The 15,329-nt window shown below is 62.7% G+C and carries 17 protein-coding genes; all 17 read left to right on the forward strand.

What is annotated here, in order from left to right; all coding sequences use genetic code 11:
- Window position 1: 1 nt before the first annotated feature.
- The 17 genes from D7S89_RS15005 (at window position 2) to D7S89_RS15080 (ending at window position 15,317) form a co-directional block, all read left to right on the forward strand.
- Complete coding sequence (locus D7S89_RS15005; protein ID WP_121278486.1) at window positions 2–430, forward strand: lytic transglycosylase domain-containing protein; 429 nt, start codon at window positions 2–4, stop codon at window positions 428–430.
- Window positions 415–1,494 (forward strand): secretion/conjugation apparatus DotM-related subunit, encoded by a 1,080-nt coding sequence (locus tag D7S89_RS15010; RefSeq protein ID WP_147426661.1) that lies wholly within the window; start codon window positions 415–417, stop codon window positions 1,492–1,494. The genes D7S89_RS15005 and D7S89_RS15010 overlap by 16 nt, the downstream gene beginning before the upstream one ends.
- Window positions 1,495–1,515: 21 nt before the next feature.
- Window positions 1,516–2,646: a thioredoxin fold domain-containing protein gene (locus tag D7S89_RS15015; RefSeq protein WP_183085204.1), complete on the forward strand. Its 1,131-nt coding sequence runs from the start codon at window positions 1,516–1,518 to the stop codon at window positions 2,644–2,646.
- Window positions 2,647–2,652: 6 nt separating this feature from the next.
- Entirely contained in the window at window positions 2,653–5,334 is a 2,682-nt protein-coding gene (locus D7S89_RS15020) for a type IV secretory system conjugative DNA transfer family protein (protein ID WP_121278489.1), read from the forward strand.
- Window positions 5,331–5,873 carry a D-Ala-D-Ala carboxypeptidase family metallohydrolase gene (locus D7S89_RS15025; RefSeq protein WP_121278490.1) on the forward strand — a complete coding sequence of 181 codons (543 nt, stop codon included), beginning with the start codon at window positions 5,331–5,333 and terminating at the stop codon, window positions 5,871–5,873. Before D7S89_RS15020 ends, D7S89_RS15025 begins: the two co-directional genes overlap by 4 nt.
- 317 nt (window positions 5,874–6,190) lie before the next feature.
- Window positions 6,191–6,709 carry a hypothetical protein gene (locus tag D7S89_RS15030; protein WP_121278491.1) on the forward strand — a complete coding sequence of 173 codons (519 nt, stop codon included), beginning with the start codon at window positions 6,191–6,193 and terminating at the stop codon, window positions 6,707–6,709.
- 12 nt (window positions 6,710–6,721) lie between these two features.
- Complete coding sequence (locus D7S89_RS15035; RefSeq protein WP_147426662.1) at window positions 6,722–7,330, forward strand: hypothetical protein; 609 nt, start codon at window positions 6,722–6,724, stop codon at window positions 7,328–7,330.
- Between the two features lie 233 nt (window positions 7,331–7,563).
- Window positions 7,564–8,337 (forward strand): hypothetical protein, encoded by a 774-nt coding sequence (locus tag D7S89_RS15040; protein WP_121278493.1) that lies wholly within the window; start codon window positions 7,564–7,566, stop codon window positions 8,335–8,337.
- A gap of 7 nt (window positions 8,338–8,344) precedes the next feature.
- Window positions 8,345–9,136, forward strand: a complete 792-nt coding sequence (locus D7S89_RS15045) for a bactofilin family protein (protein ID WP_183085205.1) — start codon at window positions 8,345–8,347, stop codon at window positions 9,134–9,136.
- Window positions 9,133–9,411: a hypothetical protein gene (locus D7S89_RS27470; protein ID WP_183085206.1), complete on the forward strand. Its 279-nt coding sequence runs from the start codon at window positions 9,133–9,135 to the stop codon at window positions 9,409–9,411. The genes D7S89_RS15045 and D7S89_RS27470 overlap by 4 nt, the downstream gene beginning before the upstream one ends.
- A gap of 46 nt (window positions 9,412–9,457) precedes the next feature.
- Window positions 9,458–9,874, forward strand: coding sequence for a hypothetical protein (locus D7S89_RS15050; RefSeq protein WP_147426663.1), 417 nt, complete (start codon window positions 9,458–9,460; stop codon window positions 9,872–9,874).
- 26 nt (window positions 9,875–9,900) lie between these two features.
- The gene (locus D7S89_RS15055) at window positions 9,901–10,125 is read left to right on the forward strand and encodes a hypothetical protein (RefSeq protein ID WP_121278495.1); all 225 of its coding nucleotides are present in this window, start codon (window positions 9,901–9,903) and stop codon (window positions 10,123–10,125) included.
- 44 nt (window positions 10,126–10,169) lie between these two features.
- A complete protein-coding gene (locus D7S89_RS15060; protein ID WP_121278496.1) occupies window positions 10,170–10,670 on the forward strand; it encodes a hypothetical protein in 501 nt (166 codons plus the stop codon).
- A complete protein-coding gene (traW, locus tag D7S89_RS15065; RefSeq protein ID WP_121278497.1) occupies window positions 10,667–11,878 on the forward strand; it encodes a conjugal transfer protein TraW in 1,212 nt (403 codons plus the stop codon). Before D7S89_RS15060 ends, traW begins: the two co-directional genes overlap by 4 nt.
- Before the next feature lie 252 nt (window positions 11,879–12,130).
- A complete protein-coding gene (locus D7S89_RS15070) occupies window positions 12,131–12,724 on the forward strand; it encodes a hypothetical protein (RefSeq protein WP_121278498.1) in 594 nt (197 codons plus the stop codon).
- A gap of 60 nt (window positions 12,725–12,784) precedes the next feature.
- On the forward strand, window positions 12,785–13,870 hold the full coding sequence (locus D7S89_RS15075) for a WD40 repeat domain-containing protein (protein WP_183085207.1): 1,086 nt from the start codon (window positions 12,785–12,787) through the stop codon (window positions 13,868–13,870).
- A 25-nt stretch (window positions 13,871–13,895) separates the two neighbouring features.
- Entirely contained in the window at window positions 13,896–15,317 is a 1,422-nt protein-coding gene (locus D7S89_RS15080; RefSeq protein WP_147426664.1) for a hypothetical protein, read from the forward strand.
- Window positions 15,318–15,329: the final 12 nt, after the last annotated feature.

The following is a 15,329-nucleotide window of genomic DNA, read 5'->3' on the forward strand; positions in this document are numbered from 1 at the left end:
CATGCTCTATCTGCCGCTGCCCCCCGTGCCCGAGCAGACGTTCGATTACTGCGTCGCGCTGGCTGAAGAGAAGTATCAGGTGCCTGCATGCATCCTGCGCGCCGTGCACGAGATCGAATCGGGCGGCGATCTGCGGCCCGGCCTCGTGCATCCGAACAGCAACGGTACGAAGGACTACGGTGTCACGCAGATCAATACCGTGTGGGCCAACTACTTCCAACGCAAATTCGGCATCCCGGCCACGGCGCTGGCCGATAACGCGTGCCTTGCCGTGAACGGCTCGGCCTACATCATTCGTTATGAAATCAATGCGACCGGCAGCCTCTGGGCCGGCGTCGGCAACTATCACAGCCGGACGCCGGGCGAGCACGATCGCTATGTGTGGCGCGTGGCACGCGCCGTCGGGAGGTACGGATGCCAGATCAAGTGAACGAGCGCGGTGGCTCGCCGATGTTCCTGCTGGGCATACTCGCGTTCGTGGCCGCCCTTGTGGCGCTGTGGCATCTGAAGCATGAGGCCATCTCTCGAAGCCTGCTGATCTGGAAGGCCTACGAAGTGTGGCCGGCTGCGCATCTGTCGAGCACGGCCGATGCGCTGCGCGCGCGGCTCGGCATCTATTACCGCTACGCACGCGTGCTCACGCTTTGGGAGCTCGTCGTCGTCGGCTGGCAAATCGGCGCGTTCTATTTGTTCATTCCCGTAGGCTTCGCGGCGTGGGTCGCCTATGGCGCCTGGCGTCATCCGATGGTGCGTGCGATGCGTGTGCATACGATCCAGTCGCTGCTCGAAGCGCAAAGCCGCAGCTTCTCGGCCGTCGCCCCCGTGCTGCGGCGCGATTTGTCGAACGACCGCTCGCGCGAGTGGGCGTCGTCGGTGCATCCCGAAGAGTGGGTGGCGCAGCAAGGGTTGATCGTGAGCGGCAGGCTCGACGTCGAACGCACGCGCGAGTTGCTCGTGCAGCAGCTGGGCAAGCCGATTGCGTCGTTTGCCGAGATGAGCGACGCGGAACGCGCGCTGTTCGCAGTCTTCGGCTTGCGCGTGTTCTTCAAGGACACCGATGCGTCGAAAACGCTCGTCGACACCTTGAACTACAGCGCGATCAATGCTCAGTCGCGGCCCGACCTCACGCTCGCGAAAGCTGCGTTCGAGCGTTGCGCGAGTTCCGATGCCGCACGCCGCTGGCTGCGCAAGCATCCGTATCCGCGCACGCTGTTGATGGCGCTCTTGATCGAGGCGCGGCAAATGGGCGTGCTGCCATCGTCGAATTTCATCTGGCTCAAGCCGCTCGATCGTGCGCTCTGGTATCCGCTCAACACGGCAGGACGCAAGGTGCCGTTCATCGAGTCGGCCGGGGTGTTCAACCAGATGCAAGCCGAGGAAGTGGCGTGGGACAACGACTGCCAGCTGATGGCGCCGCATGTCGAAGACGCCATCGTGGGGCTCAAAAAGTATCTCGAGGAAACAGGGATTCTCGAAGGCGAATCCGTCTCGTAGCGTTCGATGAGGAAGACATCTATGAAGCTCAAGTTTGAAAGCAACCGGCCGCAAGCCCGGGACATCGTGCTCGTCGAGCCGGATGGCACCGTCTACACGTCGTTTGGCAAGAGCGGTTATCTGAACGCGGCCACGCGCACGCGCTTCGCGAGTGGACAGGCGGCCGCCACCGGGGCGTTCTCCATCTCGTCGGGCGAAGCGCCGCCTGATGGCGAGCCGGTCGAGCGTGGCACGGCCAATCACGGCCTCGTGTTCGTCAGCGAAGTAGACGGCCAGGAGAAGGTTGCGTTGATCGAGCGCTTTGCGACCGAGCAGGATGCGCGCCATGCCTTGATGCTCGTGCAGTCCGCGTTGCGGCGGTATGTGCTGAGCCGCCGCTATGGCCGCGTCTGGCGCGTGTTGCTGCGCGGTGTGGGCGTGCCTTTTGTCACGCTGCTGGTCACGATGGCGCTCGTGCGCTACCTCGATTCGCACAACGGCTCGATCGAAGCGCTCAACACGTTGCTGCACACTGCTCAGGCCAATCCGCAAGCCGGCCTGCTGCCTGGTATCCAGCCGCCTCCCGGCAGCGCACCGGCCGTGTTGCCGCCCGCGCGCGCCGACGTGCCTGCGCTCTCCGCGCAACCCGCGCCGACGCCAGCGTTCGCGCCTGCATTCGCGTCGGCATCGGGATCGGATGCTTCGTCGCCGGAAGCATCGGCGTTCGCGCATGCACCGGCCGTCACGCGCGCCATGACGTCGATTCATTTCGGCCTCGAGAATCAGCCGCCCGGGAAGACGCTGTATGTCTATTCGGATCCGAATTGCCCCGCCTGCAGGCGCTTCGAGTCGCACATCGACGATCTGTCGAAGGATTTCTCGGTCTATGTGTTTCCGGTAGCGTATCAGGACGGCTCGGCTAAGGTCGCGGCACAAATCCTGTGTGCGCAGGACCGCAAGCAGAAGTGGATCGACACGATGACGCACGCGAAATCCGGTGACGTCGCGGCAGGCAACGACTGCGTGCAGGCCTATAGCGGCATCAAGGCCAACATGGAGTCGTTCGATGCGCTCGGTTTCACGTCGACGCCGCGCATCGTCAGCGGGACGGGCTACGTGTTCGCGCCGGGCGCCACGGCGAACGCGATCCGCATTCAGACGGCTGCGCAATAACCGCGTATGGCGCAAAAGTACGGCACTTCGCGCTGGCAGGAGATCGATCAGCAGCGCATCACGCTCGATCCGCGTACGCTGACCGAGCGTTTCAGCGCGTGGCTCAAGGGGCCGCGCAACTATGCGAAGTTTCAGATCTCGATGGCGGTGGCCGCCTGCGTGCTGGCGTTCGCGTGGTTGCCGATCACGTTTGCCATGGTCATGGCGCATCTGTGGTTCAAGCTGCAGCGCCATACGTTGCCGATGCGCTATCCGAAGGACCTCGGCGGCATCGATCCATCACTCGACGTCGAGAAGCCCAACCCCAACGGCAAGGGCGAAATCGTCGAACGCCGGCCCGCCGACGGCATCCTGTATCTGGGCAATCAGCGCTCGCCCGATCGCACCGATCATCTGCAAGAGCTGTGGGCCACCAACGACGATGCACGGACGCACATGCTGCTGATGGGCACGACGGGCTCGGGCAAGACCGTCACGCTGCTGTCGTTGTGCTTCAATGCGCTGAGCTGGGGCTCGGGCTTCTTCTATTCCGACGGCAAGGCCGACTCGAGCCTGCATGCCGCCGTCTGGGCATTGTGCCGCCGCGTGGGGCGCGAGGACGACTACCTCGTGCTGAACTTCATGACGGGCGGGGCGGATCCGTACAAGCAACGCAAGTCGACGGAGAAGTCGTCGAACGGCACGAATCCCTGGTACGAGGGCGGGCCCGACTTCCTGTCGCAGCTGTCGTCGGCACTGCTGCCCAAGGCAAGCGGCGACGGCGCACAGTGGCAGCAAAAGGCCGTCAACATGATGGATGCGCTGATCCGTACGCTGTGCTATGAGCGTGCCGTCGGCAACATCACGCTGTCGATCGGCGTGATTCGCGAGTATCTATCGCTGCCCAACCTCGTGAAGCTGTACCTGAAGGGCAAGCGTGGCGAGATCCCCGAATTCGCTTTCCTGCCGATCAAGGCCTATCTCGAAACAGGCTTGCCGGGCTTCCGGCCCGAGTATGCCGAGAAACCGGAGAAGTGGGATCAAACGGTATGGGACCAGCATGGCTATCTGACGGGCCAGTATGCGCGGACGCTGTCGATGCTGATGGACACATACGGAGCCATCTTCAAGGACAAGTACTCCGAAGTCGACATGATGGACGTGCTGCTGAACCGGCGCGTGCTCGTCGTCATGATTCCGACGCTCGAGAAGTCCTCGCAGGAGGCGGCCAACCTCGGCAAGCTGATCGTCTCGAGCATCCGCCTGATGATGGCGATGAATCTGGGCCACAAGCTCGAAGGGACCTACGCGGACATCATCGATACCAAAGCGACGAAGTCGCCGGCGCCGTACATCATCACGATGGACGAACTCGGCTACTACTTCGCCGAGGGCATTGCCTTGATGTTCGCGCAGGCACGCAGTCTCGGCTTCATGATGATCGCGGCGGGGCAGGACATCGCCGCGATGGCCAAGGGCGACAACAAGGAAGAAGTCGATTCGATGATCGCCAACACGAAGATCAAGTATTCGTTGGCGCTCGAAGATCCCGACAAGACGCTCGAGGTGTTTCGCAAGGTGGCGGGCGAGTCGATCTCGGTGGAGGTCGGCTCGTTCGAAGGCTCGGTCAATCACTTCACGTCGGCGCACTATCGTCGCAATATGACGGGCTCGATCCAGCGCCGCGACCGCATCGACCTGCAGGAACTGAAGGCGCTGAAGGAAATGGAAGGGGTACTGATCTTCAAGGATCAGGTGACGCGCGCACGCAGCTTCACGTGGTTTCATTCGGTGCAGAAGACGAAGCTGCCGTTTCGCTTGAACCGCTTCCTGCAGGTGGACCGTCCCGCGCGCGTGACGCTGGGGGACAAGCTTCGGAAGATCGAAGGCACCGGCAAGCGCACGGGCGCGGGCGATCGCATTGCCAAGTCGATTCGGCTCGGGCAGGCGCCGGCCTATCCCCCTACGCGCGATCCGATCCTCGATGCGATGCGCGCGACCTATCGCGACATCGAGACACACAACCCCACTGAAAACGCCGTCAATCGTGGCATCGCCTACTATGTGGCCGCGGTCGAAGCGATGCGCGCGCATCGTGCCGACGACTCGGGTCGTTATTGGCGGCCAGCCCAGGTTGCGCAAGCAGTGAACGAACAGGGGTTCGAGCGCGCGGACGAAAGCACGGCACCGGATGCGTCGTCACCGCAGCAGGAGAACAAGGAGATCGAGGCGCCACTGTCGCCACCACCGTCAACGCCGCCCTACGTCGCGGCGCCGCTCGAGACAGCCGACACGCTGTCGATAGCGGACGTGCCGCACGCGCTGGAGGAGTCTGGCGTGGCCGACACCGTTGACGTTTCAGAGCCGCCATCCGTGCCGGTGCCCGAGGTCGAGGAAGAGGATGTGCGCCCGACGATCGAGCGCAACCCGGTCTATTACCAGCCTCCGTTGTGCGAAAAGCCCGACGTGTCGGATCCTCAGCGGACGGTGATCGGCTTCACCGACAAGACGATCGAAGCGCTGGCGGAGGTGGAAGAGGCGTTGGGCCGCGACGATCCGCTGGCCTCGGTCAAGGCCATGGAGGCGCAGATCGCCTCACATCTGACCTGGACCCAGCCGGGCGTGCCGCTGACCGACGATGAGTGGGCACACCTGTTCGGCCGCATCGAGGCGACGATGGGCCGCCTGTCGAGCGAGGCGGCGCGATGATCGGACGCCGGGCCTTTTGCAAGGCGTTTGCGGCGGCCGCAGCGCTGGCGCCGACGCTCACGCCTGCGCGGGCCAGCGAAGAACTTGGCGCCGCGGAGGTGCCGACGCTGCTATGGGTGCGTCGCGGCACCGACGAAGCGCAGCTCGATTACTCGACCGAAGAGGGCTATCGCGCGATCGTCTGGATGTTGCGCGATGTGCGGGCTGGCATCGTCGGTACGCCGGACTGGCGGCTGCTGCAGCAATGGTCGTGGATGCAGGCCTGGCTCGCGGGCTATGGGCACCATGTGCGGTTCGACATTCATTCAGGGCTGCGTACCAAATCCACGAACACCTATTACGAAGGCGCACTGGCGTCGTATCACCTGCCCGACGAACGCATGGTGTTTCGCGCCGGCGACTTCAGCACGCCGTCGATTCCAAGCGAGTATATGGGGCGGCTCGCCTATCTTTCGCGCCAGGGCGGCGTCGGCTTCTATGCGCGTGATTTCATCCATACGGACGTCAGGGGGCGCGTGGTGGCATGGCGGTCACGGTAGAGGTCCGTATCGGTTATCGGCTCGGCCGGGCCGAGTAAAGCGACGGCAAATCGCGATGTGACGCATCTATCTTCGGTTATCCTTCCATTTCTCAGACGATTGCATGCGTGTTGCTGGACCAGGGAGTGTTCAAGTCCGTCGGTTGATGCGTATAATCCAGTCGATACATAATCCACAAGGGAGAACCGCATGGATTGGCGTGGAGCAGGAGAAACGTTTGCGTCGGGCGCAAGGTCTGCGTTCGGGGCGGGCGTCCACGGCAGTCGTTCGTGTCGTGCGAGGCAAGCACACACGGCCAATCGGGCGGCGCTGACACCATGACTCAAAAACCGAGCGGTAAAGGGCCCATTCTGGCGCTCGACCTCGAGAAATTTCGAGTGAAGTACGGTCTTTCCATTAGTTCAGCGTGCGAAATTTTCGGCTTGCAGCGAGCCAAATGGACTGCGTTACAGAAAACGCCGTCCGCCGTCCTGACCGACAACACCGTCTGCATCCTGCTCGATTTCTATGAGCGGAACCCGGGGACGATTCCGATTCGCCGCATCATCAACATCCGGCAGCACATGGTCGACCTCGGCTACGATCCCGACAACCCGACCGACAAAGCGCTGTTCGCCACCACGCATGGCCGTGAAAAGGCCGCCTCGTACCGGTGGGATGGCGGGCAGGGCGGGATCAGCAAGCCGGTCGAGCGGCTGATCGAAGCAACCGATCGTCTGCCGACCGAATCGGGCAGGAAGAAGCGGCAGATTCTCGAGAGCATCGCGCGCGAGGTCGCAGCGCGACAAGGCATCCGCGATCCGCTTTCGCGCGGCTCGTGGCGCAAGGACGACTGAGCGGGAGAGGCGATGATAAAGGCCAAGCGCCCTGGGATCGACGTGAGCGTCGTGCTGTTTTACAAGTCGGGCAGCATTCCCCCGCAACTGAATGTGCGGGACGTCACGCTTCCGTTGGCGCGGCGCATGCCGGGCTACATAACGGGCCTGTCGGGGCATCAGCGCATGGAAAGCATGATGTACGCGCGGCAGCATGCGGATGCCAAGCGGCTCGAGATGATCGTCATCGATCTGCTCGTCGGCTTCGAGTTGCCGCTCTATCCGAAGGTGCTGCCACCCGAGCTCGTCAAGGAGCACGACGTGCTGAACTTGTTCCGGGCTTCGAAAGAATTGATCGCCTGCATTGCCGACTACTGGCAGCAGTGGGTCGTCGAGGACGAGGGGCAGCGTGCGAAGGATCGCTACGAGTGGACCAAGCCTGCCGACTTCGTGGCCAGACGGCCCGATCTTCTGCCGCGTCTGTTCGAGCTCGAGGAGTTCGATCACATCCACGTGGTCACGCACCCGGTCATCACCGCCTATCACGACAAGCCGCTCACGGCGACGTCGTTCCGAATCGACCATCCGCTGATCGAGCGCGCCTCGGCACGCTTCCATCCCGACATCGAAGTGCTCGTTTAAAGCCCGGTATCGGCATTGGCGGGTAAGTCCCGCGATAGGCTCCACCGAACGCCCCGCGCATCGATCCGATGCGCGGGGCTTTTTTCATTCGTCCACCGCATACAAGCGGAAAACGGTCAAAACGGTCGGTACTTGCGTTCGTCGTTTTCAATACGTATGATACATGCGATACGAAATACACAGGGCACATTCGAACTGGCCGCGAACGGCTGAGGCAAGAAGCGAGGCACCGTATGGAAAACACTTTGCAGGCCGCGCGAGCGGACGGTGGGGCCCAATTCGACGGGCGCCGCATAGAGCTGACCGCGTCCGGGAAGGTCGTGGTCATGGCAGTCATCGCCGGCGCGGCGTTCGTCGGGTGGTCGGTTTATCAGCGCTACGGCGCTGCCGAGCCGGCTGCGGTGTCAGCGCGGCATGCGGTGCTCGCTCATGAGCAGCGTGCCGCCGCGCCGACGAATACGGCAGTCGTAGCTAGTGAGCCTGAGCACGCCGGCCCAAGTGCGAACACGAGCTCGCTGGCCAGCGCGAATGCGCCGTCGCTCGCGCAGATGACGCAGATGCTGCTGAAAGAGCGCGCCGATCACAACGTGCAGACGGCCGCATGGCGCACCGTCAACGATGCCAATCGTCAGCAGCTGGCGAATTTGGCGGCCAGCTTGCAATCGCTCGAGGCAAAGGTCGGAGCGTTGCAGCGGGCTGCGCAAGCTACGCCGGCCGCCCGCGTGCCACGCGAAGCAGTGGCCGAAGCGGCCGCGAGCGCAAAGAACCTGAGCAAGGCGGCGGACACCGCCAAAGCCGCGACCGATGTCGACGTGGGCTCGCTGCCGGTGGAGTCCGTGTCCGCGCAAGCGTTGGGCGTCGGTAGCTTCGGCAACGGCGTCGTCGAAATCGGCGGGCAGAAGTTGACCGCCGGTCAGCTGTTCCAGGCCGGCGAGACGATCGTCGCGATCGATCCGGTCAGCCGTTCGATCGTCACGAACCGGCGCATCCTCAACGTCACGAACTGAGATTGTCATGAGCGAACCGAGCTTCCTCGTACGCATCGCGCTCGGCGTGGGTCTGGCGCGCAGAACCGCGCCGGCGCTGCGTGCGCAGACCATCAATGAAGCGCCGCAGGTGCCGGCTCAAGAGAGCGCATCGCCACTGCGACGCACGCAGCCGAGCGCATCGGCTCAGGCACCGCAAGCGGCGCAAGCAGGCCAAGCCGCGCACGCGGCAAGCCGCCCGCAGCCTGCCGCGATGCCGTCACGCGCGGAGTCGAACGCGCATGCCGCGCCGCATGCACAAGCAGCCGCGACGCGCTCTGGCGCGCCGGCACACCATGTGCCGCTCAAAAGCGCCCCGCAGGTGTCCGACGGCGGCCCGTTGCGCGGCACCGAAACCGACATCGGCACCGTGATGCCTGCGGCCGCGCAGCTGAATGGCGACCTCGACATCGAAGAGAGCATCGTCTTGCAATGCGTCGTGCGCGGCAACGTCACGCAAGTCGGCGATCACCAGGTCGTCCTGTCGTCGACGGGCGGCATCCACGGCACGCTGCGCGCCCACACGGCTGTGATCGGCGGCACGGTGGAAGGTGACGTGTTCGCCGATCGCGTCGTCGTGCTCGAGACGGGCATCGTCAACGGCAACATCGAATACACGACGCTGGCGATCAAGGAGGGGGCGACGGTCAACGGTATGTTGACGCGCATCGTGCCCAATGTGGTCGCCGCCGCGGAAGGCGCGGCGGCCGAGCGCGTGCGCTTCGTCGAGCAACCTGGCTTGCGCGCCGTGGCCGGTGCGGGGCAGGAGCGGGTTGCATGACGAAGCCGCGCGGCAGGCCGAGCCGTGCGATGGTCGGTGTACTGGTCGGATGGAGCGTGCTTTGCATCGTGGCGTTACAGGTGCCGTTTCCGCACTTTCTGTTCTTTTGCGAGCACGTCGAGGCGATGTACCAGGGCCTGGCCGACGACGCGATCGTCTACCACGTGATGCAAACGTTTGTCGTGCTGATTTGGGCGGCTGGCGTGGGGTTGCTGGTGCTGGGTGGCTTGTTGGCCGGGAAAGTGAGCAAGCGTGCGAACAGTCATAGGCAATGAGGTCGAGCAGGGTGGCAATGAGCGAGGAATGTCGGAGTCAGTTCGCATGAATGGGAGAAACATGAAGATCTCGGCGATGAGTGGCGTCGAGATCTTTTTCGTCGTCCTGATCGTCTTGACGATCGCGATGCGCGTGCATGACCGGCTGCCCGCCTCGTCCGAGGAGATCGAGACGGTGCAGACGTTGGCGTCATCGAACGACGCAGCGAGGCTCGCCGTTGCCGCGAGTCTCTCGGCCGGATCGGTGAACAAAGGCGAGCTGAGGCAGTTGCGCGAGCAGGTCGCGGCGCTCGAAGCGCCGCGCAAGCGTGTCGACGAGCAAGCGCAGCAACGCACGTGGCACCGCTTGCTCATCGAGCGTCGCTTCGTATGGATCGTCGGAGCGATCGGTGGCCTGTCTGCGCTGGCCGTCGTGTCGTGGCGAAGCGCACGCGAGGCGACGACGCGCAAGCGGGCGGATTGACGCGCATTACACACAGAGGCTTAGACATGGCATTGGACGAGAACATCGAGGCAGTCCGCGACTTGCAGAACTCAGGCAACCACGTGGCTCGCTTGCTCGGTTATATGAGCATCGGCGTAGTGCCGAGCCGCGAAAACATGGCAAACGCGCAGCAATGGCTCGTGTCGGCATCCGACAGGCTCGAGCCGATCTTGAAGGAAGCGGAAGCCAACAGGGTGTCGCAGCCCTCGCGGCCCAGTTTCAAGGGATGACGGCGCTTCACGCGTCCTGCCCGTTTCTACGGAGAGAGCATTCGATGACGATGCACAACGTTAAGTGGTGGCTGTGTGTATCCGCGCTTGCCGCGACGGTTGCACAACCTGTGATGGCAGCCTGCACGATGGAGGCGCAGATGCAGAACGCTCAGCAGGCGGAGCAGTCGCGTCGGCTCAACAACATCAACCTGCGCATGCAGACACTGTCGATGCTGAACCAGCTCGAGACTACCTGCCTGCAGGGCTTTCAAGCGATCCCGACGCAGTACATCGGCAACAGCACGATTGCGATGGCTGCGCTGAACAAGATCGAGGAGGCCGCGTGCCAGTCCCTGGCGAACCAGGCGCGCAACACGGCGCAATCGGCGCTCACGGCCGCGCAAGCCCAGGTTCAGCAGCAGATCGACGGCATCGTGCAGGGCATCACCAAGTCGACGGGGAGCACGGGCATGCTGTCCGGGAATGTCGCGCAGAGCACGGGCGGCAGCGGTGACGGTGCGTGGTCGAAGATCGTGAACAAGTGGACGGGGTTGTTCCAATGAAGAAGACCGTTTCATGGTTGGCCATGCTCGTCATGGCATTGGGGATGTCGGCCAGTACGAGTGCGTACGCGCTATGTGACGGTTGCGTGGTGGCCGCCGTGCAAGCCGCCGCGCTCGAAATCACAGGGGCGATCACCGCGCTCGGGACCACGCTGCAGACGGCGTTGATGGAGATCGACAGCGACATCGGCGCGATCGGCGCGAAGCAATCGGGCAGTAGCGTGATGGCGGCCAACACCCAGCGCGAAATGACGGCCCAGACGCAACAGCAACACGAAATCGACACGACGATGCAGGACACGGAGCTGCCGCTCGATCCGTGTGCGACTTCGGGAAGCAACTACGCGTTGCAGGCCGTACATAGCGTGAACACCACCGCATCGAACTATCGGCCGGGCGGCAACGCGCCGGTGTCGAGCAAGCCGTTGTCGACTGCGCTCAATAACGTGGCGCCTTCGGCGGAGGCGTCGCGGCGAGCATCGACGACGATCCATGAGGCCAACTATTGCAATGCCAATGAAGTCCTGCTCGGCTACCCGGGATGCTCGAGTTCGTCGATGCCCGATGGCGACGCCAACGCCGATTCGCTGTATAGCGGAGCGGGTCAGCCGGGCAAGGACGTCGACCTGACGTTCACGACGCAGGAAATCGAGGCCGCGCGTGCCTACGCACGCATGTCGATCGACCCCGAACCGCCGCAGTATGTCACGAAGGCCGAGGCCAATACGGAAGTCGGAAAGCTCTACATCGCGATGCAGAAAGCGTATCAGGCCAACATTTCGTCGGCGCAGAGCACGCTGAACAACATGATTGCGTCACGTGCGCCATTCCCGGGCAGCGATCAGCTGATCCGCGACATCAATTCGTCGTCCGACTCGGCAGCGCAGTACTTCAATGCGAATGCGTCGCCTGCGGCAAAGAGCTCCGGCAAGATGAGTCTGGCGGAGCTCGAAGACTTCGAAGCCGGCCGACGTTGGCGTAACCCGTATTGGCAGATCGAGATGGGCGCTGTCGCCGATCCGACCAAGCTGGCGCGTGAGCAGCTCTATACGACGGCGTTCATGGCAGACATGGCGTATCAGAACCTCCAGCGTTCGCAGCACATCGAGGTCTTGATGAGTCAGATCCTTGCCGTGCTCGAGCGTACCGGAGAGCGTCCCGCACTCGAAGCTCAACTGCAGCGCGTGCACGCCACCAATGCACATTGAGACGTGTGGACATTGCGTTTGACTCTGTTCGAACGATAATGTATCGTATATATCATACGGAATCGAAAGCGCGTAACCGGGCGGTTCCGTATCGCGTTGGCGATTTAGGCGCCGCCCCCATTGGCGCCTTCCGCCAGCGGTTTTCGCCCTCGTTGCGCCGAATGTGCTGGCCGGGTTCTCGGCTCGCGCATTCGGCCTTTTTTTCGAATTGCGTCTGCCGCATCGTCGCGCGGACATTCGGGAGAACACGTCATGAGCGGTCAGCGCAATGACGGGGACGTCGCACAGCGGCGTCAGAAGAACGTGGTGTTCCGGCTCGAACTCGAAGACCAAGGACAGCGCCTCACCACGCTTTACGTGATCGACGGCGTGATCGTCTATAGCGGGCTCATTCAGCGGCTCGTTTGGGAACAGCGCCGCCTTTCGACAACCACATTTTCCGTGGGCGACATCGTCGAGCTCGGTGGCGATCGCGAGGACGGCCTCGTCCTGCGCTGTGCGGTCACGCACGTGGTACGCATCGAGCGGCTCCAGCCATACCGGGCGTGGCTCGACGAAGTCGATCGGCTCGCCCGCGAGCAATGGGGCGAGCCGCACTATACGGCGAAGTCGGGTGCGAACAGGCCCGGCGATTCGTGGATCGAAGCCTATCTCGATGGCTGCTCGCCGGCCGCGGCCTGGAGCGAAGAGGTGCGCGCCGCGCAAATGTGGAGCGGCCTGCCGACATTCTCCGATACCTGGCCCGTCACGGCCAGTCCGCTCGATATCTGTGTCTTGCCGGATGTGCTTTCCATGACCGGCTCTGACTATTCGGATACCTATCTAAATTTCAATCAACGGGATTGAAGAGGCTTCATGAAAGTACGTGCAATTGCCTTGTCGTTATTTGCTATGGGAGTGATGAGCATGACAGCTAGTGCGGTAGCGGCGCCTCGCGCCGAAGCGAGCAGTTCCCAGGTGTCTGCGCATGCGGACGCGCCAAAGCTCGATTGGACGATCAGGCGCGGTGTGATGGGGCTCACCGGGCCGACGATCAAGAAGGTCAGCTTTAGTCCCGACAGTCGCTATCTGGCAATCGTCGAGAGTCCGAGCTGGCTCGAAACCGATATTTCGGTGTGGGACCTCGAGCAGCACAAGGAGCAAGCGCACATCCATTGCCCCTTCAATTACGCCGATTCGCTCGACGACGATCTGCTCTGGATACATGACGGCAAGGTGATCACGTTCGGCGCGAAGAAGCAATGGAATCCGATGACGGGCGAAGCATTGCACGATAACCCCGCGATCGGCCGCAGTGCGCGCTTGAACAAGGATCGCACGAAGATGCTGACGATCGTGGGCGCGATCGGCGAGCCCACGACGATCCACGTGTACGACACGAGGACGTGGGCATTGCAGAAGATCGAACTCGACGGCCTCGAATCGTCGGTCGCGTCGTGGACAGCCGACGACAAGATTCTCGTGAGCGTGAGCGTCGTGCCGGCATCGCATGGCAAGACGATCGATGGTCGCGTCATCGACTGGTACGACTCGGCGGTCCGCTTGATCGATCCGAGCGGCAAGTCGCCGACCAAGGCGGTGTGGTTCCCGCCGACGAAGATGAGCGATCAGGACTTGGCCCACTCGTTCCCCATTGGTGCGCGGACGAAGACCAACTTTGCCACCAACGAAGTCGTCCTGGAGTCTGGCGAAATCGTCGATGCGGCCACGCTGGCGATTCGCCGCTACCACTCGTTCGATCCGACTGACGACGCGCCGGGATCGTTCGGGTACGCGTTCAGCCCGGACGGTAAGCGGATCTATCTGAAGGGTTCGACCTTCGTCGAAAAGCGCAAGACGATCGACAACACCATAGTCGATACGGCTTCGGGCAAGCCGCTTGTGCAGTTTTCGGGAGCACTGGACGGGGTCGCGGATCTCGACGCGAGCCCCGACGGCAAGACGCTGGCAATCGGCAGCGAGCACTCGGTGCTCATCTACCGCCTCCGATAACCAATAACAACGTTGGAGCCATTTCATGACACAGGCCGCGCCTTCGGCGACGACTAGAGACTTGATCACGGCAGCCGTCGCATCCTACGAGAAACCTGAGGATCGCGCCGTGATGGGCGCTCAGTGGGAGCAGATTCCACTTAACAAGATTCTGAAAGACAACCCTTCTTTGGAGAAGAAATTCGACCGAGTCGGTTTTCATGGACAAGTCAACGTCAACATGAATACCGGCGAGATCATCATTGCCGATCGCGGTACCGCCAATGCGAAAAATTTGTACACCGATGCTCAGCTCGCGCTTCACCTGTCCACGAACGCACAGCCATTGGCCGACGAGTTTGCTCGACTGAGCTTGAAGGCGGCCGAGGAGAAGCTTGCCACGAGAGGCGTGAAGCCCAGTGCCGTCTATGTGACGGGGCATTCGCTCGGTGGCTACGAGTCGCAAGGGCAAACCGTCATGCTGAGTACTGCCAAGGATGAAGCAGGGAAGCCGCTTTTACCGGCCGACGTGAAGCTCGTTAATCTGTCGATCGATGCACCCGGTATTGCACGGCTGGCTGACAAGGGCGACAGTTCACGTTATTCGAGCTACAACCTTTCGGCTCAGGCCGACGGCGTGCATCTGGCCGGCGGAAGTCACCTGAAGGGCACGCAAGAGTTCACCGTGCCTGTCGGCCCGACCGTGGCCTCGACGGCGGGCCTGGTGGGGGCCGGAGTGGCGGTAACAGTGGCGACCGATGGCGCTGGTGCATCGGCCGGTGCGGGGCTCATCAAGAAGGGCGTCCAAAACGAGTTGCAGGCGCACTCGAGCAAGATGGTGATGGACTTCGTCAACAAGACTGCCTTGTCCGATCAGATCGTGGTCGATCTCGGGCGTGTACCGAAGGATCAGGTGCAGGCGATGATGAAGCAGCCGCGTGTGCAGGCGCCTGAGCCCGTTGCGCCTGCCTGCGTGGCGCCTGCGGCAGCGGCTCCTGCTGCTGCGCAAGCTCAGGCTCAACCGCATGCCAGCGTCGTGACGAACGCGACGGCTCACGAAGCCGCGGCAACGAAGCACGAGGCGTCGCATACGGCTACGGAGCAGCATAAGGCGGCAGGTGCTCATGAAAGTGCGCGCACGCATGCTGCCGAGCATGAAGAGCATCATCACCATCAGCAGCACCACCATCACGGCCATGCACATCAGCACGAGCATGAACAAGCGCATTCGCAGGAGCAAGCGCATGAGCATGGCCACGGTGATTCGGATCACGAAGCACATCATCATGAAGCGGACCACGAACAGCACCAGCACGATGGTCACAATGTGTACGGCTTTGATGGGAACGGCAGCATGAGTCCCGATTTGGCGGGGGGCGGCGATGCCCAGCACTCGGCGTATGTCGAACGCTGGCTCGAGGATCGCGGCTATGAGCCCCGGGCGCGCGTGGCGCCGAAGATGGCTTGATGAGGGCTTGAT

Origin of the sequence: Trinickia fusca, assembly GCF_003628145.1 — a bacterium.
Taxonomy (GTDB): Bacteria; Pseudomonadota; Gammaproteobacteria; order Burkholderiales; family Burkholderiaceae; genus Trinickia; species Trinickia fusca.

What these genes read in the sequence shown, in the direction of transcription:
- traW (WP_121278497.1), top strand. Translation starts at nt 10,667, where the DNA reads ATGAAGAAGACCGTTTCATGGTTGGCCATGCTCGTCATGGCATTGGGG.
- D7S89_RS15035 (WP_147426662.1), top strand. Translation starts at nt 6,722, where the DNA reads ATGATAAAGGCCAAGCGCCCTGGGATCGACGTGAGCGTCGTGCTGTTT.
- D7S89_RS15020 (WP_121278489.1), top strand. Translation starts at nt 2,653, where the DNA reads ATGGCGCAAAAGTACGGCACTTCGCGCTGGCAGGAGATCGATCAGCAG.
- D7S89_RS15075 (WP_183085207.1), top strand. Translation starts at nt 12,785, where the DNA reads ATGACAGCTAGTGCGGTAGCGGCGCCTCGCGCCGAAGCGAGCAGTTCC.
- D7S89_RS15040 (WP_121278493.1), top strand. Translation starts at nt 7,564, where the DNA reads ATGGAAAACACTTTGCAGGCCGCGCGAGCGGACGGTGGGGCCCAATTC.
- D7S89_RS15045 (WP_183085205.1), top strand. Translation starts at nt 8,345, where the DNA reads ATGAGCGAACCGAGCTTCCTCGTACGCATCGCGCTCGGCGTGGGTCTG.
- D7S89_RS15025 (WP_121278490.1), top strand. Translation starts at nt 5,331, where the DNA reads ATGATCGGACGCCGGGCCTTTTGCAAGGCGTTTGCGGCGGCCGCAGCG.
- D7S89_RS15055 (WP_121278495.1), top strand. Translation starts at nt 9,901, where the DNA reads ATGGCATTGGACGAGAACATCGAGGCAGTCCGCGACTTGCAGAACTCA.
- D7S89_RS15050 (WP_147426663.1), top strand. Translation starts at nt 9,458, where the DNA reads ATGAATGGGAGAAACATGAAGATCTCGGCGATGAGTGGCGTCGAGATC.
- D7S89_RS15070 (WP_121278498.1), top strand. Translation starts at nt 12,131, where the DNA reads ATGAGCGGTCAGCGCAATGACGGGGACGTCGCACAGCGGCGTCAGAAG.
- D7S89_RS15015 (WP_183085204.1), top strand. Translation starts at nt 1,516, where the DNA reads ATGAAGCTCAAGTTTGAAAGCAACCGGCCGCAAGCCCGGGACATCGTG.
- D7S89_RS15010 (WP_147426661.1), top strand. Translation starts at nt 415, where the DNA reads ATGCCAGATCAAGTGAACGAGCGCGGTGGCTCGCCGATGTTCCTGCTG.
- D7S89_RS27470 (WP_183085206.1), top strand. Translation starts at nt 9,133, where the DNA reads ATGACGAAGCCGCGCGGCAGGCCGAGCCGTGCGATGGTCGGTGTACTG.
- D7S89_RS15005 (WP_121278486.1), top strand. Translation starts at nt 2, where the DNA reads ATGCTCTATCTGCCGCTGCCCCCCGTGCCCGAGCAGACGTTCGATTAC.
- D7S89_RS15060 (WP_121278496.1), top strand. Translation starts at nt 10,170, where the DNA reads ATGACGATGCACAACGTTAAGTGGTGGCTGTGTGTATCCGCGCTTGCC.
- D7S89_RS15030 (WP_121278491.1), top strand. Translation starts at nt 6,191, where the DNA reads ATGACTCAAAAACCGAGCGGTAAAGGGCCCATTCTGGCGCTCGACCTC.
- D7S89_RS15080 (WP_147426664.1), top strand. Translation starts at nt 13,896, where the DNA reads ATGACACAGGCCGCGCCTTCGGCGACGACTAGAGACTTGATCACGGCA.